The organism is Sphingobacterium sp. xlx-130 (assembly GCF_011007405.1).
Classification (GTDB): Bacteria; Bacteroidota; Bacteroidia; order Sphingobacteriales; family Sphingobacteriaceae; genus Sphingobacterium; species Sphingobacterium luzhongxinii.
Genome location: NZ_WFKN01000003.1, coordinates 487556 through 509157, shown reverse-complemented (window position 1 = coordinate 509157; position 21602 = coordinate 487556). Strand labels below are relative to the sequence as shown.

The window sequence follows — 21602 nt, the reverse complement described above, 5'->3', positions numbered from 1 at the left end:
CAATAGTGGAAGGCCTCTTTAATCAACGTCTAATTTACAACAAAAATGCAAAGAAATGCAATTTTTAGTGTATTAATTAAATGTTTTTGCGGTTTTTTATTGACAGTTTGATTAAAATCGAAAAACAGGAATAAAACTATAATTGGGCTGTGTGAAGTCAATAGTTGGTAGTGGGCAGCGGCAAAAACAAGAGGAGCCGTATGTAGCTCCTCTTGTTTTTTTATTGAAATAGGCCGATCTGACCGTCATTGTCGGTCTGGATATCTTCTGGATTTGTAATTTCAAAAGGAATCGTATCTGTTTCCTTTTCCGGAATTACCGCTAGGTCAATTTCTTCACGAAGGCTGGTGACTTTGTGTACATTATGAAAGGATAGTCTATTTCCTTGAGCTTTGATTTTTTTTACATCTATTAATTCATTCAGCGGTTGTTCTATTGTTTCCGGTACTTGGGACTTGCCTTTAAGTTGATCAATTTTTACTATTGGATCTGGATGATTGGTCAATAAGATCAATTTAGATCCAGGTTCTTCATTGATGAAGGAGATGCGTTTGCCTACCTGAACATCCTCAAACACGAACCGTTTGACATAGTATGCACCGGACTTCCCGTCTTGGTGTACTGCGGTATATACATGATTCGGATAGTGTTTTTCTATTCGGATCATTTTTTCGTCAAAGTGATTGTTGAGATCAAAATTGGATAACTCGAAAGAACCGTCGCTAAAGATGAGCAATATTTTATCATCCCCATCAAACTCACCCAAGAATTTACCTCTTTCGTCTGCGTTGAGTCGCTTTAATATGTCGTCATACCATATTTTGCGTCCAGCAAGTGTCGAAACTCCCGCACTTTTGAAGGTTATTTTCTTTACGGGGTATTTGGAAACAATATTTCCCATCGAATTTTTTCCTTTTATGGCGATCTCTGCAAAATTTTGATCAAATGTGGTCTTCCGTAATTTGGTATGCGGCTTGAGTTGGATATTTACTACTTCGGCTTCTCCATTGGGGTTGGCTGAGAAATATAACAGCTTGGACCCTTTTGTTCCCTTAGTGATATCATAGTCTTTGTCTCTTGTTACACCGGTTACGGAGAATCTTTTTATATAAGTAGTTCCATTAGGACCATCTACGTAAATAGCATTGTATATGGTGCGTTCGTCCCCTTTTTTGAAAACGGCGACGTGGATAATATCTTTTCCGACAAAGACCTTATCTTGCACCTTGACTACACTGTATTTACCATCTTCGCGGAAGACAATAATATCATCAATGTCTGAGCAGTCAGAGACAAACTCATCCTTCTTCATACCTGTTCCGATAAAACCTTCGGCGCGATTGACATATAGTTTAGCGTTGGCTAAAGCAACTTGGGCAGCTTCTACTTTATCAAATACACGTAGCTCGGTTTTGCGTTCACGTCCTTTGGCATATTTGCTGCGCAAGCGTTCAAACCAAGCGATTGTAAATTCGGTAAGTTGTCTAAGGTTTTTCTTAACTTCTTTAATCTCGTCTTCCAGTGCTCTCATCTGTTCGTCGGCTTTTTTAACGTCGAATCTAGTGATGCTACTCATTGGTTTATCGATGAGTTTTTTATAATCCTCGGCAACGATTTCTCGGTAGAACTGGTCGAAGTAAGGTGTGAAAAGACGAGTCAACACTTGAACTACAGTGTCGAAATCTCCAGAATTTTCGTAATCCGGATGCTTGTACATTCCCTCTTGGATAAAGATCTTTAAGAGGTTACTAAAGAAAATTTTCTCCTGTAATTCGCGGAGACGGATTTCAAGTTCAAGTTTTAATAAGGCCTTTGTTTGTACTGTGTTTTCAATAAGAATGTCATTGACACTCATAAAGTAAGGTTTACTTTCCTTGATGACACAGGTATTGGGTGATATTGACGATTCACAGGATGTAAAGGCGTATAGCGCATCTATAGTGACATCTGGAGAGATGCCCGGGGCTAAGTGAACGATAATCTCTACGTTCTCAGCTGTATTGTCCTCTATTTTTTTGATTTTAATTTTTCCCTTGTCATTGGCCGAGACTATACTTTCGATCAAAGCCCCTGTGGTGGTACCAAAAGGGATTTGGGTGATGGCAAGTGTTTTTTTATCGCGCTCCTCGATTTTGGCTCTTACTCTTATTTTCCCTCCGCGTTGTCCTTCATTGTAGTTGGAAACGTCAGCTAGACCTCCTGTGGGGAAGTCGGGGAATATATTTGGTCGTTCGCCTTGAAGTACTTGAATGGAGCCATCTATTAGTTCAATAAAGTTGTGCGGCATGATTTTGGTCGCTAGACCTACTGCGATACCTTCGGCTCCTTGTGCCAAGAGTAGAGGAAACTTGACAGGTAGCGTAATAGGTTCTTTATTCCGTCCATCATAACTCAATTGCCAATCTGTAGTATCTGGATTAAATACCACCTCATTCGCGAATTTAGAAAGACGTCCTTCAATATAACGTGGTGCTGCTGCCGAATCACCGGTTACTGGATCACCCCAGTTACCTTGGCAGTCAATCAAAAGGTCTTTTTGACCGATCTGTACCATAGCATCTCCAATAGAAGCATCACCATGTGGGTGGTATTTCATCGTGTTTCCAATGACGTTAGCAGCTTTGTTGAAACGACCATCGTCCATTTCTTTCAAAGAGTGAAGAATACGACGCTGTACGGGTTTAAATCCATCGTTGATATGAGGAACTGCCCGATCCAATATAACATAGGATGCATAGTCTAGAAACCAAGTTTCGTACAGTCCTGATAGTGGAATCGTGTTGCTGGCTTGTTCAGTGTCCTGTTGTTGGTTGTTTTCTAAATTGTTCTCTTCAGAACCGTTTATTTCATCAATCATTTACGTTACTTTAATTATGCTAAGTCTGTCTTAAGGGGTGTTTCTAACTTGGTAAAATTACAAATTTCTTTGTGATTTTCGGCATTGAAAGGGGGCATATCAAAGAAATGTTCGTTGACCCCATAAAACTAACCTTATTGGTATAAAAGTCAGTAATTGGACATAAATATGACGAATAAGTCTTTCGAATGTTATTTGCGAATATTAATTTTGTGTTAACTCTATTTGTAAATCACTTTGTAGGGGATAATTGGATTATTTGATGTTATGGCAAAGAAAAACTACGTTTCAAATTCAACAGAATCCACCCGGATGTTTAAAAACGATTTTCTAGAGTCGTTGACCAAGGTTCATTTTACGGTCCCCTTGATTTTTTGGATACCGGTTATCATCTATTTTATTCGCAAATCGTATGTGGTTGGCGACATGTCTGTTGGTAGTATTTTACTTTACTTTTTACTGGGTTTAGCATTTTGGACATTTGCCGAATATATCCTGCATCGCTGGGTATTCCATTTCGTGCCCAAAAGTAAAATAGGATTGCGTATTCATTTTATTTTTCACGGGGTACACCATGATTATCCAAAAGATAGACTACGTTTGGTGATGCCGCTATCGGCGAGTATTCCTATGGCGACTATTATATATTTTATTTTTTATGTTTTCTTTCCTGAATTTATATTAGCATCTTTTTTTGCGGGATTTTTATTCGGTTATCTGATTTATGACGAATGTCATTATGCGATGCACCATGCTAATTTTAAGTCAGGATTGTTTAAGAAAATAAAAGACCACCACATGTTGCATCACTACTCGGATCCGGAAAAAGGATTTGGAGTCAGTTCTGCTATTTGGGACAAAGTATTTGATTCGGGATTTCCGAAGAAAGAGCCTAAAAATAAATAGGCTTTTTCTTTATCAATTATTGGATACGCTATCCTTTTTTAAAGAGGCCTCATAGTTCGCTTTATCCTCCTCATCCATCTCAGTGTCCAGATCATCTTCTTTGTAGCGCCCTAGTTTTATTTTGAAATTCTCGGATGTCCCGTTGATTCGCATTGGGATACCTAATATTCCGAAGGGTGGCAGTCCTAATCTAAAGCCGATGTTCATCCTGCCATCCAAGGTGACCTGTCCCTCAAAACGGGGGCGAAATCCTGCCATTTTCATCTTCGTACGTTCGATCGTTATTACATTGTTCTTGATGAAGGTAGGGATTTTAACTTTCTTGAGATCTGCATCGAGAAAGCCTTCTTTCGAGGTTGCCTGACTGATACCATTCAATAATTTGAAGTTTTTAAATCGGATTTTATCCAGGTTTAATGTTCCTTTTCCTTGTATCGAAGGCATGATAGGAGACATCGTACCATCTAACAGTCCTGCCAATTGGTAATCTAAAGAAATGATGCCGTGGGCATCTTTAGCAGAAGTTACCATTTGTTGGAATAGCGGTATTTCTTGATAGGCCCGCTGAATGTCAAAACTGTCTGCTTTCACTGTAAAATCAAATCGCGCTTTGTAAGGATTTAGCGGACGATATTTTATGGACATGTCTGTTTTGAGACCTGCGAGTTCAAAACCAGTATTGTCGATAGCGAGATTACCGGACTTTAGTTTTAGATTGCCTTTGAAGTTCTTGAGGAGAATTTTTTCGTAATAGACTTGATCTACAGCGCCAAGGATCTCGACGTCGAGCAATTGTGGTAACAATATCACTCCTGAGTTGCTATTCGATGTACTAGACATTGTTTTAGGTGTACTGAAGGCCATGAAGTCGTCTAACGTAATTTTTCTGCTGTGCAGATTGAAGCTGCCTTTAAGGATATCTGTATTTAAGGTCAGGTAGTTGACGATATTATTGATATATCCTTTTATGCTGATTTCGTTATTTCCATACTGGGCGACAAACTTATCAAAATTGAGCTTTTCTTGTTTGAAAGAGAATTTCCCGCTTTTAATATAAATATCCTGAGGTAGGAGCTCTGTGTTGACTCTTATACTGCCGATATCCACCTGCCCTTCATTTTTCAGCCTATTGTATCGACCCTGCATAGCATCACTTTGCAATCCAGCTAGATCGATATCTGTACGGATATAGCCATCAATATCTGTTCCTTCATTTGCAAAAAGCTTATAGATAGATCCCAGATTAAGCTTGCCTTTAGATTGAACTGCATATTTGATATTGTTGAAGTTTTGAAAATCCGCCTGCAAGAAAAATGGTTCGCTCGCCAGTTTGAATGAAACAGGAAGGATCTTTATGCTCAAATCGCCTAAGGAACCTTTCTTGCTGTTGATATAAGTCTCTACATGAATATCTTCCAATGGGATCGGATAGGCTGTCGACTTGAAATAGCCATTCTTCATCGTAACCGTTGCACTCGTTTCGGGGATCACATTTTTCTTCAGATCCATGAAGCCTTGCGAGATAATATTCACAAATACATTTCCGGCAATTTCAGCACTTTCAATAGGGTATATCTTCTTAATGTCTGAAAGGTCAATGTCGGCCTGAATGTTTGCATCGAGATGGAGTCTTTGAAAATCCTTGATATCAGCATGTCCTTTTATGAAATTGTTTAGGGAAGCGATATCAATGTCCTTTATCGCAATTTTTGCGTTTTTGATCTGATTGTCTGTTCCTGAGGCCTCTAGCGAATAGGCTATTCTTTCTATTGCTACGGGTAAGGCCGTTAGTTTGAAATAGCCATTTTTCAACGAGTTTTTTATGTTGAATGTGGGAATGGATGATATGTATACTTCTTTTTTATTTCGTAGTCCATAGGTCAATGTATCTGTCGAGTAAGTGCCTTCAACATGTCCATCTAGATCCAATTGTCCAGCAAAGCTGAAATCTGGCCATTGTATCGCTTGGTATAGATTTCCTAAATCAAGTGAGCTGTTTACTGTTGAATGAATTTGCATGGGATCGACTCCTTTAATCTGTCCTTCTGTTTTGAAAAATCCATTTGCGACCTTGAATTCAAATTGTTTCAGGTCGATTGCCAAGGAGTCTAGATTGAGCTGAGGGAGATCTACTCTGAACTTGGCACTCCAAGCCGTAATAGGTGTCTTTGTATTGTTGTAGGATAGGTAGCCATCATTGATGATTAGCCCCAGACTTAGGTTGGGCATTTTGTGTTCGTCTGCGATATAGTCACCTTCCAGATTCATAAAGACTTCTGATGTACCCTTTACCTGCGTGTCTTTGAGCCAGTTTGCGTAGGCCGTAGGAACTAACGATAGGAGTTCGTTGAGCGTACTTTCCTGTGATTTTAACTTGAAATCTAAGTGATATCCGTTGGAAAGGAAGGCGAAAGCTCCTTTAAAGCGCACCGGAAGCCGGTTGATACGAATATCGTTTTTCTCAAAGAGAAAAGAAAGGTCGTTGGTATTGATGCGGGTGATAAGCTGTGCATCAATACTCTTGTGCTCTACATATTTTTCGTTGTCGAATGTGAATGAAAAAGCTTCAATTTTAGCATCGGTCTTAAGGTCAAAAATAGCGGAGCTTAAGTCACCTTTGCCCTCGTAATTTATATTTTGGGCTTCAATTTCCATTGGTATTGAAGCATCAAAGTAATGCAGGTCTACATTTTTTAATCGTAACAATTTAAACGCAATTTGACCACCTGTGGAATCGCTATTGGTTTGTGCTGTACTGTCTGTACTGTTGTAAATGTTATAATTTGCCGCCCCCAGCGAATCCACCAATACGTTTATCTTTCCTTCGCTCAAAATCAGCTTGTCCAAAATAATCTTGTCGCTGAATAGCGATATTAGATCAACTCCGATGCTGACCTCTTTTAGAGCCAGTAGTGTACTGTCTTGATATGGAGCGGATCCTTTGAGTTGTACATCATGTATAGAGGTGGTCAATGATGGGAAATGAGTAAAGAAGCTAACATTGACACCACGGTAATCAAGTGTACCTTGGATTGTTTTATTAGCGATTTCTTTGAGGGTATTATTGATTTGATCTTTGAAAAAATAGGGGAGGATAAGCATTGCCAATAATATTGTGGCAATTAATCCAGTAAATAGGTAAGATATTCTCTTAAGAACGATTATAGGACTCTTTTTCGGCACCGTGATATTATTTTAGTGCTGCAAAACTGCTAAAATTTAAGGAGAATAAGGGGACAGGGAGGGATAAATATTTTGAATCTTAAGGAGATGAGGGGGGAGAAGTTTAAGGAAGGTTTATTATCGATATCTTTTTGTCGCTCAAGCCGCGACTGGCTCCTCCTTTTGTCTTGCCAAAAGGAGGTAAAAGCGCGTCACTGTGCCGGCTTGCCACAACAGATTACCATTACTACAATTGGCAACCCGCCAAGGTGACATTTTCAAAAGTGTAAGAAATTGCGAACAATCAATGTAAAGTAGAACGATCGACCTTGTAGCATATGGAGTCAAAGGCCGTAAAGCTATCGTAGCACAGCAGTACATCTTGCAATAGATAAGGTTTTCCAGTCTTGGGTAGGCCAATAACCGGGAGACCTAGAAAACCGCCTTGATTGCTTTACGTGCTGTGATGAACATAGGCTAAACAGTCTTGATTTATGGACTTTTGTTGATTTTGGTGTCCATGAGCTCCCTACGGTCAGTTTTTTGCTTCGTTTTTTGATCAAGCAAACCCTCGAAGAGGCTCTTGAATGCCTTTAAAAAACAAACACAATGAAAAATAATGAAGGCCCTGTCCTGGCAAGGACAAAAGATATTTTAATGGTTCATTTAAAATATACGCAGCGATCTAATCAAACACATATCGTTCATTCTGTACGGAATACTGGAGTTCCTTTGAGTTTTTATGAAACAGGTCATAACCTTCTTTTAGATTATTCCAGAATGCTAAAGTTGCTTCATCGACTTCGGATTTATGTTTTTCGATGTTTTCATCCGTCATCTCGAACGGGAAGATGTATACAGGAATCTGTTTCTGTCCATTTTCTTTGGCCCATAGCGCATAACAGTATATTTCTTTGATAAGATCGTCGGTCATAGGCAAGCAGCCTACGGTTTCGCATTTTCCATGGATAAAAATATCGGATCCGGTGTATCCTAAGTTTTTATCCAGTTCGTTGGGGTAATTGAGCCCTAAGGATAGGTAGTACAAGCTTTGGGGATTGAATCGATCGATATGATAAAAACCTTCGGGGACTTGTTTGTCTCCTTCTGCTTTTTTGGGACCTAGCACACCTGAGCGTTTACATATTGGGTAGGTATGTAATAGGGTATAGGATGTGTCTGTCTTTTTCTTGGCATATAAATCCAGTTTATCTGAACTTTTATAGGCTAGCAATAGGACGTTGAGATTTTCAGGTAATAATCCCAGAGCAGTTAATCTGCTTTTTAAAAGGTTTTCCTTTTCTTTCTTTGTCTCCGCAACTCGGTCTTCGGTTTGCTGCTGTTTAGGATGATTCTGGCAGGCAATGCTCATCAATAGGATTATTAAACATGGGATAATCTTGTACATAGGTTTATTCGGTGATTGTGTGTTTATATATGTGCGATTTCCTTTCGTATACGGCTCAGTGAGGTATCGGTGATGCCTAGGTAGGTTGCGATGTGTTTGAGCGGTGCCTGTTGGATTACTTGGGGTCTTTCCTGCATGAGTTGAAGGTATCGCTTTGTCGCAGGTTCTGTAATCATTTCAGTAGCTCTCTTTTTGCTTAGGTACAGCTCAAAAGCCATCCATGCGCGGCCCCACTCCCGCATTGCTGGTATTTGATGGAAAAGATCTTGAAAGTCATCAAATTTAATTTTCCAAAGGGTACAGTCGGTGAGACATTGTATGTACTCCTGCGTAGGTACACGTTGGAAAAGTGATGCTACCTCAATGGCGACTTCGTTATTGCCTTTAAAATCAATCGTTATCTCATTGCCTTCATAATCGTAGAGATAGGAGCGGACTAGCCCAGCTTCGATCACATGGTATTCATTGGCGGTCTGCCCCTTTTGTAACAAGAAGTCTCCTTTTGATAGACTTTTCTTTTCATGTGCATCGCATATTAATTCAAAGTCTTTGGCTTCTAATAGGGGGTGTTGATAGGCATATCGTAGTGCTTCCATTTGGTGTTTTAAATTTATTCCAAGTTAAGGAAATGCATCAATATTCTATAATTCTTATTAGAAAGGGTCGTTGATCTCGAAGCTAACGCTTTGTTTTGTAGTGGGATGTATGAATTGAATATATCCGGCATGCAGATGTAACCTGTTCGCTCGTCTGCCGTAAAGATCATCTCCATATATAGGTGTGTTGAGCCCCTTTTGGTGCGCTGAATGTACGCGTAGTTGGTGTGTGCGCCCTGTCAATGGGAAATAGTGAATGCGTGTTCTGTTTCCCTCTACCGCTACGACTTGATATTGCGTTTGTGCATTTTTGCCATGTTCGTAGCATAACATTTGTCGCGGACGGTCTTCTAGATCTACACGCAATGGGAAGTCAATCAGACCTTTTTCTTCATTAATTATACCATCGAGCACTGCGGTGTATCTTTTCTTTACGGTGTGACGGATGAACTGGTCTTGAATAAACTGATGTGCTTCTTTGTTCTTTGCAAGTACTAAAATACCGGAAGTGGACATATCAAGCCTATGTATGATGAGTGGTCCTGTTATTTCGGGATTACGCTGTAGAATGCGTGTCTGAACCGAATCGTGAACATGAATGCCCGGGACAGAAAGAAATTCTTCCGGTTTGTTTACAACAATTATATCGTTGTCTTCAAAAATGATAGGCAACTCTTTGTTGTCTGCAGGATTTTCAAGAAGAGGGCTGGGGTCTAGTGGTAGTCCCTGTAGCATATGGTTTAAGATAGGTTCGCACTTCCCTTTGCAGGCTGGGTAGAAATACCGGTGCTTGCGTATTTCCGATGCAGGTGATGCCCCCCACCAGAATTCGGCCATACAGACCGGCTTGAGGTTGTTGAGGTAGGCGTGTTGGAGCAGCTTGGGCGCAGCACATTCTCCGGCACCAGCAGGAGGAAGCATCTGAATAGCTTCTTCAAAAATTGGAAGCAGGGACTTTTTATGACCGTTTGCGTCGAGAAAAACATATTGATCGAAGAGTTGCTGCTGCAAATTGGCAGAAAGCTGTTTTCGATTTTCCTTCTTGTCTGATATCCGGACCAGTAGATCCTGCAGTTGGTTTTCTAGAAAAGCAATAATATCTTTACTTTTTTGCTTTAAGACATCATACTCGTGTTGATCCCTGTAGCTCTGCTTAACGAGATCCTGTTCTAGTACCTTATAATCTTCTTCGGATAGCAGCGGCTTTTGTTCGTGACGTATTGTTTTCCGCTGGCTTTTATTTTGTTTATGGCGTGTGCGTAGATTGCTTAATTCTTCTGCTGTCTGCTGTTGTGTTTCTTGTAGCCGTTGACGTAACAATGGGATGTCGGGCATTTCTTCCAGGATTTCGATTTCTCTGTTGAGTTTGTTGATTATTGCTTCTTGCTGAAGAAAAAATCCTTCGGGATCGAGCATATCGAAAAGAGGGGGTACCAAGTGTTTGTGTAGATTTGTTCCAGCTAGTTTTCCCGAGCAGGCGGCCAAATACCCCAATGTTCCCTGTTGATCTTCAACAACGAGTACTCCAAACATTTTTCCAATAGGGCTACCTTGTTGACCGTCTACTAGTCCAAAATTGTGTTCAAAATCCTGTTGATGCGTTAAATAGTCTTGAAGTTCTTGAGCGGCTACTAGACTTAATGGATGTGGTTCATAACAAAAGGGGAAAGTGAATTTATCTGGTTTTTCCAGCGAGGTGATATCTTGTTTGAAAAGGTGGAAAAAGGGATTCGAATTATTCATTTTGTTATTCCTGTATTATGAAGTGCAAAAGTAGAAAGAAATATGTTAAGTAGTTAATAAGTTATCGAGTTAACAAGGAATGAAGTTGTTTAATTATCTAATTATGAGGTGAATTCGATAGGTAGACCACAAGAGAACATGATCATAGCATCATTAACTGACTTAAATATTACATGGTAAGTTCTGAAATGACTCGAAAAATCGGTAACTTGTAATATTTGAAAAACGATAGATTTATGATGGATAAAAGGCAATTGGGAAGCTCTTCTCTTACTATAGCACCTTTGATTTTTGGTGGAAATGTATTTGGCTGGACATTAGATGAGGAGGGTTCTTACAATATCTTGGATAGTTTTCTAGATTTGGGATTTAATGCGATTGATACGGCTAATAACTATTCACATTGGGTTCCAACGAACAAAGGAGGTGAGTCTGAGGCTATAATTGGAAATTGGTTACACAGGCGTGGATGTAGGAATAAGGTTGTTCTTATGACAAAGGTGGGGGGACGATTCGGCTATGATACGAAGCCGAATGTCCAGGGTGCTTATATCAAAGAACAGGTTGAACATTCGCTACGTCGATTGCAAACGGACTATATCGACCTTTATCAAACGCATTATGATGATGAGGTTACTGCTGTAGAAGAGACTTTAAGGGCTTATGAGGATTTGATTAATGCTGGAAAAGTACGTTATATAGGAGCTTCAAATATATCTCCTGAGCGTCTTATAGAGAGTTTAGAGGTATCGGATACTAAACAGATCGCTTCTTATGTCTCATTACAGCCTGAATACAACCTGTATGATCGTGCGAAATTCGAAAATTTGTACGAAAAAATAGCTTTTGAAAAACAAATTGGTGTTATTCCGTATTATTCATTAGCGAGTGGTTTTTTAACAGGCAAGTATACTTCGGATGCTGATTTTGGAAAGTCCGTTCGGGGAGAGGGGATTCAGAAGAAATATTGGAATGAACGTGGGCGACGTATCTTGAAGGCATTGGATGATGTATCGCTAACTTATGGAATATCCGTGTCGGCGGTAGCATTAGCATGGTTGTTGGCGCAAAGAACGGTTACAGCTCCTATTGCAAGTGCAACTAAAGGAGCACATTTGGATGCTTTTGTACAGGCAATCGATATCAGCCTAGATACTGAAAGCTTAAAGAAATTGAATGAGGCTAGTGCTTATTAAGGTTGATAGGGGAGACAAGGTTATAAAAGTGACAAAGTTACGGGGCATGAAGTGGACAAACATTAATCATTAACAATTAAATACAATTATATGAAAGCAAACATAGGAATTAAAGAAAAAGATACAGCTGCTGTGGCGGCTCTATTGAACAAGTTGTTGGCAGATGAAAACGTGTTGTACATTAAGGTGCGTAACGCACACTGGAATATTGAAGGCGTAGATTTTCATGCACAACATTTGTTTTTTGAAGGATTGTATGATGAATTAGCTGAATTGATCGATGAGGTCGCTGAGCGTGTGCGGGCTATTGGACACTATGCTGTAGGCACGATGAAGCAGTTTTTAGAATTGACGCAGCTTACAGAGATGAAGTATGGTAAGAATGATAGTCAAGGGTATATTAAGGAGTTACTGGGAGATTATGAAAGCCTGATCATTACCATCCGTGAATATATTGATGTGGTGGATAAACATGGTGATGCCGGGACGGAAGATTTTTTGGTGGGTGTGCTTGCCAAGCATGAAAAAACAGCATGGATGCTTAGAGCACACGTAAAGTAGCAATAAAATCAAAAGGCTTTCGTTTTCGAAAGCCTTTTGATTTTATGTCCTTGTTAACTTTTTGTGCGACCTATTGCTTGAATTCAAAGCATTTTATATAAGTTTGTACCTTTGTTAACATCATTAACATCTAAGTATTAAATATGATTATTCAACCACGCGTAAGAGGTTTTATCTGTTTGACTTCACATCCTGAAGGAACGGCACAAAATGTGAAAAACCAAATTGAATATGTTAAATCGAAAGGTAAAATAAGTAATGGTCCTAAGAAAGTATTGGTCGTAGGAGCTTCTACTGGCTTTGGTTTGGCTTCACGTATCAGTGCTGCATTCGGTTCAGATGCAGCTACTATCGGTGTCTTTTTCGAAAAACCAGCTGCAGAGGGTAAACCAGGTACTGCTGGATGGTATAATACTGCTGCATTTGAAAAAGAAGCGCACGCGGCAGGTTTGTATGCTAAGAGTATCAATGGCGATGCATTTTCAGATGATATCAAAAAGCAGACTATAGAGTTGATCAAGAAAGATTTAGGTCAAGTAGATTTAATTGTTTACTCTTTGGCTTCTCCAAGACGTACACATCCTAAAACAGGTGTAGCACATGCTTCTGTTTTAAAACCTATAGCACAATCTTTTACCAATAAGACAGTAGATTTTCATGCGGGTGTGGTTTCGGATATTTCGATTCAACCGGTGGAGAACGAAGAAGATATTGCTAACACGATTGCAGTAATGGGCGGCGAGGATTGGAAATTCTGGATTGAGGATATGAAGGCTGCGGGTGTATTGGCAGACGGTGTAAAAACTGTAGCTTATTCCTACATCGGTCCTGAGCTTACCTACCCTATCTACAGAAACGGTACGATTGGTAAAGCAAAAGATGATTTAGAAGGTACAGTTCCTGTGATCAACGACTTGTTAAAAGATCTTAACGGAGTTTCATATGTCTCTGTCAATAAAGCATTGGTTACGCAATCAAGCTCGGCTATACCTGTAGTTCCTTTGTACATTTCCTTGCTTTATAAAGTAATGAAAGAAAAAGGAATCCATGAGGGTACGATTGAGCAGATGCAACGTTTGTTTGCAGAGCGCCTTTACAGTGCTGATGGACAACTTGCTTTGGATGAAAAAGGACGTATCCGTGTTGACGATTGGGAAATGCGCGATGATGTACAGGAAGAAGTTGCGAAACTTTGGGAACAAGCGACGACAGAAAATTTAGAGGAAATTTCGGATATTCAAGGGTACCGTGACGAATTCTTCCATTTGTTCGGCTTTAACTTCCCTGAAGTAAATTATGAAGCAGATACTAACGAAGTGGTTACTATTCCAAGTATTGAAGGATAAGTAGTTTACTTTACCGCTTATAAAAAAAGCCATCCGAAACAAACGGATGGCTTTTTTTATAAGCGGTGTTCTTAAATTTTAACCTTGCGATTTGTAAAATAAGTCGAAATTTCTTGCAGCGTAAAGCCATTCAGACACCTTTCTTTTGTCAAGCCCCCTTTACGGGCTACGTGTATACCGTAATGCATGTCTAGTAAACCTTCGGTACGGTGTGCATCGGGGTTAATGGAGAGAATTACGCCTTTTTCTAATGCATATCGATGCCAACGCCAGTCCAAATCCAAGCGTAGTGGGTTCGCATTGATTTCAATGACGACTTGGTTTGCAGCACAGGCATCGATTATTTTTTTGAAATCTAAGGGATAGCCCGCACGTGCCAGAAGAAGCCTTCCTGTAGGATGCCCCAATATGGTCGTATATGGATTTTCAATGGCTTTGATGAGACGAGCAGTAGCTTTTTCCTCATCCATCTTTAGGTTGCTGTGTACAGAAGCGACAACAAAGTCAAATTTAGCCAAGATATCATCGGAATAATCAAGAGATCCATCGGATAAGATGTCGCTCTCGATACCTTTGAATATCCGGAAGGGGGCAAGTTCGGTATTGAGTTTGTCAATTTCCGCCCACTGTTGTTCTAAGCGATCAACCGTCAGGCCGTTTGCATACACGGCAGTCTTAGAGTGATCGCATATCCCGAAGTAGGAAAGCCCCAAGTTATCCTTGCAATATAGTGCCATTTCTTTTAACGAGTGAACGCCGTCCGAGTAGGTGGAGTGGTTGTGCAGCGTGCCTTTCAGGTCACCAAACTCGATAAGTTGCGGTAGTTGTTGTCTATGAGCGAGGCTGACCTCATCTAGACCTTCTCTCAGTTCGGGAAGGATGTAGTCTAAGCCCAGATTTTTATAGATATCAGCTTCTGTATCGCCCGTAGGTATTGCTGTGCTCAGCGCCTTTAAAAGAGCCAAATGATCTTCAGATCCTGTGCGTATCAGCCAGTCGTGCGCAAAGGACGAAGGGGTAGAGGAATAAATAACGAAAGGACAGGTATTTTCATCCTTAAATGAAAGCTGATCGGTGTCTTCTTCGATAGCTACTTCATTTTGGAGTGTAGTCACGGCCTTACGGATAGTCGCGATATCGGTATCGATAATTAGTTCTACCTGTGACAGTACCTCACATTTTCTGCGGAATTCACCGGTGAACTCTACTTGGTTGTCGGGTAAGGCTTTTCTGAGATGCGTTAATACAGTGTCTGCTGATGCAATGACTTTTGCATATAAAAACCAGCCTTGGTTTGCCATCGAAAATTCAATGGCCTTTTTAATATCTTCTTGTGTTTTTAAGCCGAAGCCTTTGGCTTCAATGAGGCGATTCTCATTGCAGGCGTAATAAAGCTCACCTACGGTCTCTATAGCTAGATCATTCCATATAATCTGTATCTTTTTAGGTCCAAGACCTTTGATTTTGAGCATTTCTAAGATCCCTTCCGGAGTTTTGGTCAAAAGTTCATCCAATTCGGGAAAAGTACAAGTGGTTACGATCTGTTTTATTTTCTCGGCAGTACTTTTTCCTATTCCCGGCTGCTCACTTAGTTTTTCCAGGCTTGCTTCTGCTGCTTGGAAGGGTAGCTTGTCCACCTTGAACGAAGCACTAGCTATGGCTTTACTACGGAATGGATTTTCATTGTGTAGTTCCATGAGTTGTCCGCAAAGCTTAAAGGTGCGCGCTATCGTTTTGTTGTCCATATCTATTCTATTTTGAAGGTTATTCAAAGTTAATAAACTTAAGTTGTTTCGGAATACATCTCTTTTTTTATAGGAAGGATTTCTTCTTTATTTTTATTACTTGGGGTAGGATAGTGCGTATGCAACATTATTATTAGACAATCGTTTGCATCCTGTTGACGCTTTTTTACTTGGAGATACTATTGTATTATTGTTTCGTTAAATATAAAAGCCAAGTGTTTGTATCGCATGGATTACAATACAAAATGGCTATTCATTATTATAAACCACGCGTATGAAGGTATCTTTTTGGATTGCCAAAGCACAAGTCAGTTTGTTGGTAGGATTGGCTTCTCCATTTATTTTTCAACCTGCCAAACTCAGTGCAAATCCTCCTATTGTTAGCGTACAGCGTATCGATAAAAACAGTAAGATTATTGCTGTTCAGAAAATAAATCCGACAACAGTAGAGATTGTATATGACAACCTTCAGAGACTGACTTTGGATTTTTATGGTAATCATGTTTTCAGAATGTTTCAGGATGTAAAGGGAGGAATCATCCGCGATCCGGAAGCAAAACCGGAAGCCAAGATTCTGGTTGAACAACCCCGCAGAGGTGTCGATCAACTCGAAGTAAAGGAAACTGGGAATCAGGTAACGATAACGACAAAGGATATTGAATTTACAATAGACAAAGAGACTTCGCATTTCCGGATTTTAAACAGGCAGAATAACCGGGTAGTTGTAGAAAGCCTAAAACCTATTACTTTCGAAGAAAAGCAAGTGACCATCGAATTGAAGGAAGGTGAGGAGGAGTATTTTTTTGGTGGGGGAGTTCAGAATGGGAGATTTTCACATAAAGGAAAAACTATAGCGATTGAAAACCAGAATAGTTGGACGGATGGTGGCGTGGCATCGCCTACACCTTACTTTTGGTCAACCAACGGCTATGGTTTTATGTGGCATACTTTTAAAAAAGGTAGTTATGCCTTTGGTGCGAAGTCAAAAGGAACCATGCGTCTGTCTCACGATACGGACTATTTGGATGTCTTTTTTATGATAAGCGATGGCGCTGTTCCTTTGTTGAATGACTTTTATCAATTGACGGGCAATCCTGTTCTACTACCAAAATTTGGTTTGTACCAGGGGCACTTGAATGCCTATAACCGAGACTACTGGATAGCGGACGAAAAAGGAATTCTTTTCGAGGATGGTAAGCGTTATAAAGAGAGCCAAAAGGATAATGGCGGTGTTAAAGAATCATTGAATGGAGCAGAAAATAATTACCAGTTTTCAGCTCGGGCGGTTATCGACCGTTATAAAGCTCATGATATGCCTTTGGGTTGGATATTGCCCAACGATGGCTATGGGGCAGGATATGGTCAAACTGAAACGCTGGATGGGAATATCAAAAATCTAAAAGAATTTGGTGATTACGCGCGTAAAAATGGCGTGGAAATAGGGTTGTGGACACAGTCTGATCTGCACCCCAAGGATAGTATTAGTGCTTTACTACAGCGGGATATTGTAAAAGAGGTGCGCGATGCAGGGGTACGTGTGCTAAAGACGGACGTAGCATGGGTAGGCCCGGGGTATTCCTTTGGTTTGAATGGAGTGGCAGATGTAGGACATACTATGCCTTACTACGGTAATAATGCACGTCCATTTATCATCTCTTTGGATGGATGGGCAGGAACTCAGCGTTATGCGGGAATCTGGTCTGGTGATCAGACAGGAGGGGTGTGGGAGTACATACGATTCCATATTCCTACCTATATAGGCTCCGGGCTTTCAGGCCAACCAAATATTACTTCCGATATGGATGGGATCTTTGGTGGTAAAAATTTTAAGGTCAATATTCGGGACTTTCAGTGGAAAACCTGGACGCCTATGGAACTAAATATGGACGGCTGGGGCTCCAATGAGAAATACCCTCATGCGTTGGGCGAACCCGCTACTTCGATCAATCGCTTTTACCTAAAATTGAAATCACAACTGGTTCCTTATAGCTATAGTCTTGCTAAGCAGGCCATCGATGGTCTACCTATGATACGGGCTATGTTCTTAGAACAGGCAAATCCATATACTTTAGGCAAGTCTACACAATATCAGTATATGTATGGACCGAGTTTTTTGGTCGCGCCTATCTATAAAGAGACAAATGTAGATGAGGAAGGTAACGATATCCGCAACGGTATCTATCTGCCAGAGGGGGAATGGATAGATTACTTCACTGGCGATAAGTACGAGGGAAACCGTGTTATTAACGATTTTAAAACTCCCATTTGGAAATTACCTGTTTTTGTGAAAAACGGGGCTATTATTCCATTGACGAGTCCGAACAATAACATATTGGAGATAAAGAAAGATCACCGTATTTATGAAGTTTATCCGTTCGGAAATTCGAATTTTACGGAGTATGACGATGATGGTAAGACCGAAGCTTATCGTTATGGAAAAGGTGTGCATACGAAAATTACTTCGGTCTTGGCGGGAAATAAAGCCTTGTTCACGATTGCCCCATCCGAAGGTGATTTTGAGGGATTTGAAAGAATGAAATCTACGGAGGTCCGTTTCAATGTAACAGAAGCGCCCAAAAAAGTTGTTGTGAAGGTGAATAAAAAAGGTGTAAAGCTTCAGGAAGTACATTCGTTGGCAGCGTTTAATAACACGGACAACGTTTACTTTTATGATGCCCAGCCGGATTTAAACCAATTTGCTACTAAAGGTTCCGAGTTTGAGAAAACCAGTCTGATCAAAAATCCAATGGTCTTGGTGCGTATTGGTAAACAAGATGTTTCTGCGACAACCCTTGAAATACAGGTCGACGGTTTTGAGTATGCACCGGTGGATAAATACCTGTCACAGACAGGAGCATTGGCTATGCCTAAAGCGGTAGTGCCAGATAGTAGTAGGCAAGCCTATACATTGTTGCCACAATGGGAAAAGATAGCAAATGCCGACTATTATGAAATTGCGTTTATCGATTTGATTTACTCGACAATCCAGGGGAATCAGTTACTTTTCGAGAATCTGGAAGCAGAAAGTGACTATGTTTTTAAAATTAGAGCGGTGAATAGGTCGGGTGTGTCGGATTGGAGTACATTTACGGCTAAAACTAAAGCTAATCCGTTGGAGTTTGCTATCGAAGGCATTCAAGCTGAAACGTCGGTGGATAATCAGGGTGGAAGCGGAATCAATAAGCTGTTTAACTACGATGAGGGAGATATGTGGCATACCAAATGGGGACAAAAAGCTGTTCCATTTGAGCTGGTTTTGGATCTTAGGTCCGTCAACCAGTTAGACAAGTTTGAGTATCTTCCGAGGACAGATGGCGGAAACGGCATCCTTCAAAAGGGGACGGTTTCTTATAGTAACGATAAAAGCAACTGGACAGAAGCAGGTAGCTTTGAATGGAAGCGCGATGGGGAAATGAAGCGCTTTAATTTCAATAATCACCCCGTAGCGCGTTTTATTAAAATATCGGTTACAGAAGCTGTAGGTGGCTTTGGATCTGGTCGGGAGCTTTATGTTTTTAAGGTTCCGGGATCTTCGAGTTATTTGCCGGGGGATATCAATAATGACCGTCTTATTGATCAGAATGACCTGACGTCGTATATTAATTATACGGGATTACGGATGGGAGATGGTGATTTCGAGGGTTATGTAAGTAATGGTGATGTGAATAAAAATAATCTAATAGATGCCTATGATATTTCGAATGTCGCAGTTGTTATTGAAGGAGGGGCTAAGCCTGCCAAAGACGAGCAGGTAGCTGGTGTGTTGAAATTGCTCCCCTCTAGAACTGTATTGAAAGCTGGAGAGATTGTAGAGGTGAGCGTAACGGGAGAAAACCTCAAAGCTGTCAATGCACTTAGTTTTGCCTTGCCTTACAATAATGGAGATTTTGAATTTGTAGGTGTGGAGTCGCTCCATATGAAGACGATGAATAATTATACCAATGACCGTCTTCATACCAATGGTAGTAAATTTTTGTACCCTACTTTTGTGAATCTTGGAAACAAAGAGACGTTAAATGGCTCTGAAGTTTTGTTTAAGATTAAGTTGAAAGCAAAACGGAATGTAAGTTTTAATCTGAAGGCTGTCGACGGTCTGTTAGTGGATAAAAAGCTCAATTCGATTACCTTTTAACTAACATCGGGTCATCAATAATAAAGGGGGGATTTTATAAAATCCCCCCTTTATTATTTCTGTTAAAATGGTCTTGCTTTGACTGGTCTTAAACTTTCTGTTCTTTTGCGTTATTGACTGGTTGCGGTCTGTCGTAACGATGTGTAATCAATCTGATTCCTGAGTTTTTCGTGAAGAACTTGAGTGTCCAGTTGACAAAAGTTATTAATCTATTGCGGAACCCGAAGATGGATACCAAGTGGACAAACATCCAAGTCATCCATGCGATGAATCCTTTCATATGGAATTTACCCATATCTACAACAGCTCTGTTACGGCCGACTGTAGCCATAGACCCTTTGTCAAAGTACTTGAAATTCTCTTCGTTAGGCTTTCCAGAAAGGATGTTCATGATGTGTTGGGCAACGTATTTACCTTGTTGCTGTGCTGCTGGTGCTACACCTGGAAGCCCGCGAGGTGTCTCCTCGGTAATCATTGCTGATACATCGCCGATAGCGTAAATACCATCAAATCCTTCTACCTGACACTGTCCATTGGTTCGGATACGATTTCCCCTTTCGATGTAATCAGCATGTATGCCTTCTGGGAATTGTCCTTTTACTCCTGCTCCCCATATAACGGTTTTGGTTGCGATACTTTCGCCGTTGTTGAACGTGATCGTATTACCGTCGTAACCTGTCACCTGTGTGTTGACCATTACTTTGACTCCCAATTCTTTTAGGTAGCGTTCGGCATCACGGGATGATTTTTCTGAAAGTGCGCCTAATATTTTGCCTGTACCTTCTACAAGATATACCTTCATTTCATTTTCAGAAAGTTCTGGATAATCTTTCTTCAGCATGTGCAATTGAATTTCGGCGATAGCACCGGAAAGCTCGACACCTGTCGGACCACCACCTACTACTACAAAGTTAAGGTAACGTTCGCGATCAGAAATGTTTTTGCGAAGTACTGCTTCTTCGAGATTTTGTAATACATAACTACGGATATTTAGAGCTTCTCGAATACTTTTCATTGGAAGAGAGTATTTTTCGACTTCCGTATTACCAAAGAAGTTTGATGTTGCACCGGTTGCAATAACCAGGTAATCGTAATCATAAGTTCCTACCGAAGTGTGTACTTCTTTTTTGTCTTTGTCAATACGCAGTACTTCCGCCATACGGAATCGGAAATTGGACTGTGATTTGAACATTTTACGGATCGGAAAAGAAATGGCATCAGCGGCTAAGGTTCCCGTAGCGACTTGATACATTAACGGTTGGAACACGTGAAAATTGTTTCGATCGATCAACACTACTTCCACCTCTTTGTCTTTAAGCTTACGCGAAACTTCCACACCTCCAAAGCCTCCACCAATAATGATTACCCGAGGGAAAGAACGTTCTGTACGATTCAACAACATATATCGTTTAGTTTTATTGTTTTAAATTTTAATGCAAATATCTTAAAAAAATATAATATTTCAATAGCAAAATTTTATTGATATGCCCTTGTTTTTGCAATTAAAACAGCGTTGACTAGTCTATAAAGGCAATTCTAGTTGTTTAAACAAGAATGTCTTAGTGTTTTTTGTACACACTTTATTGCAATGCACCGCGTAGTCTAATCGATAGCCCTTGATTTTGATCCGTTAATCGAATTTGGCAGGCTAGCCTACTGTTGCTATCCGTATCAGGTAGGGTGTCTAGCATGTCAAGCTCTTGATCCTCAGCATGGGGAAGTTGGCCTGCCCCCGCTTTGATTTCGACATGACAGGTGGCGCATAGTGCCATCCCTCCACAGGTTGCCAGCACTTCATAGCCGGATGCTTTGAGAATTTCCATTAAACTTAAGTTGACATCCGTAGGGACTTCGATGGTCTCTGTACTGCCATCGCGGTCTTCAATTTCTATTTCGATGATGTGGTTTTCCATTTTTATTAAATTGAGTTTTGGTAGTTATGGTAGTTAT

At 40.4% G+C, this 21602-nt stretch carries 13 protein-coding genes; 5 read left to right on the top strand and 8 right to left on the bottom strand.

Annotated features, from left to right (window positions below):
• Window positions 1-220: 220 nt before the first annotated feature.
• Window positions 221-2857 (bottom strand): DNA gyrase/topoisomerase IV subunit A, encoded by a 2637-nt coding sequence (locus tag G7B18_RS05505; protein WP_164112715.1) that lies wholly within the window; start codon window positions 2855-2857, stop codon window positions 221-223.
• Between the two features lie 267 nt (window positions 2858-3124).
• Between G7B18_RS05505 and G7B18_RS05500 the strand changes: the two genes are divergently transcribed.
• Complete coding sequence (locus tag G7B18_RS05500; RefSeq protein WP_240452774.1) at window positions 3125-3763, top strand: sterol desaturase family protein; 639 nt, start codon at window positions 3125-3127, stop codon at window positions 3761-3763.
• 12 nt (window positions 3764-3775) lie between these two features.
• Here the strand turns inward: G7B18_RS05500 and G7B18_RS05495 are convergent, their stop codons facing one another.
• The 4 genes from G7B18_RS05495 to G7B18_RS05480 form a co-directional block, all read right to left on the bottom strand.
• The gene (locus G7B18_RS05495) at window positions 3776-6946 is read right to left on the bottom strand and encodes an AsmA-like C-terminal region-containing protein (protein WP_164122175.1); all 3171 of its coding nucleotides are present in this window, start codon (window positions 6944-6946) and stop codon (window positions 3776-3778) included.
• A 664-nt stretch (window positions 6947-7610) separates the two neighbouring features.
• A complete protein-coding gene (locus G7B18_RS05490; protein WP_205600297.1) occupies window positions 7611-8297 on the bottom strand; it encodes a murein L,D-transpeptidase family protein in 687 nt (228 codons plus the stop codon).
• A gap of 59 nt (window positions 8298-8356) precedes the next feature.
• Window positions 8357-8929 carry a Crp/Fnr family transcriptional regulator gene (locus G7B18_RS05485; protein WP_164112718.1) on the bottom strand — a complete coding sequence of 191 codons (573 nt, stop codon included), beginning with the start codon at window positions 8927-8929 and terminating at the stop codon, window positions 8357-8359.
• A gap of 57 nt (window positions 8930-8986) precedes the next feature.
• A complete protein-coding gene (locus G7B18_RS05480; protein WP_164112719.1) occupies window positions 8987-10672 on the bottom strand; it encodes an RluA family pseudouridine synthase in 1686 nt (561 codons plus the stop codon).
• A 236-nt stretch (window positions 10673-10908) separates the two neighbouring features.
• On the opposite strand from G7B18_RS05480, the gene G7B18_RS05475 reads away from it, so the two are divergent.
• From G7B18_RS05475 to fabV, 3 genes are all read left to right on the top strand, one after another.
• Window positions 10909-11868: an aldo/keto reductase gene (locus G7B18_RS05475; protein WP_317164255.1), complete on the top strand. Its 960-nt coding sequence runs from the start codon at window positions 10909-10911 to the stop codon at window positions 11866-11868.
• Window positions 11869-11958: 90 nt separating this feature from the next.
• Entirely contained in the window at window positions 11959-12429 is a 471-nt protein-coding gene (locus G7B18_RS05470) for a Dps family protein (RefSeq protein WP_164112720.1), read from the top strand.
• A gap of 143 nt (window positions 12430-12572) precedes the next feature.
• Entirely contained in the window at window positions 12573-13775 is a 1203-nt protein-coding gene (gene fabV / locus G7B18_RS05465; protein ID WP_079642060.1) for an enoyl-ACP reductase FabV, read from the top strand.
• Window positions 13776-13846: 71 nt separating this feature from the next.
• Here fabV and G7B18_RS05460 read toward each other — a convergent pair whose 3' ends face one another.
• Window positions 13847-15520 (bottom strand): DNA polymerase/3'-5' exonuclease PolX, encoded by a 1674-nt coding sequence (locus G7B18_RS05460; RefSeq protein WP_164112721.1) that lies wholly within the window; start codon window positions 15518-15520, stop codon window positions 13847-13849.
• Window positions 15521-15794: 274 nt separating this feature from the next.
• Between G7B18_RS05460 and G7B18_RS05455 the strand changes: the two genes are divergently transcribed.
• On the top strand, window positions 15795-19652 hold the full coding sequence (locus G7B18_RS05455; protein WP_164122173.1) for a TIM-barrel domain-containing protein: 3858 nt from the start codon (window positions 15795-15797) through the stop codon (window positions 19650-19652).
• An 88-nt stretch (window positions 19653-19740) separates the two neighbouring features.
• On the opposite strand, the gene G7B18_RS05450 is transcribed toward G7B18_RS05455, so the two are convergent.
• Both G7B18_RS05450 and G7B18_RS05445 read right to left on the bottom strand, forming a co-directional pair.
• On the bottom strand, window positions 19741-21054 hold the full coding sequence (locus G7B18_RS05450; RefSeq protein ID WP_164122172.1) for an NAD(P)/FAD-dependent oxidoreductase: 1314 nt from the start codon (window positions 21052-21054) through the stop codon (window positions 19741-19743).
• Window positions 21055-21232: 178 nt separating this feature from the next.
• Complete coding sequence (locus G7B18_RS05445; protein WP_164112724.1) at window positions 21233-21565, bottom strand: 2Fe-2S iron-sulfur cluster-binding protein; 333 nt, start codon at window positions 21563-21565, stop codon at window positions 21233-21235.
• Window positions 21566-21602 lie beyond the last annotated feature (37 nt).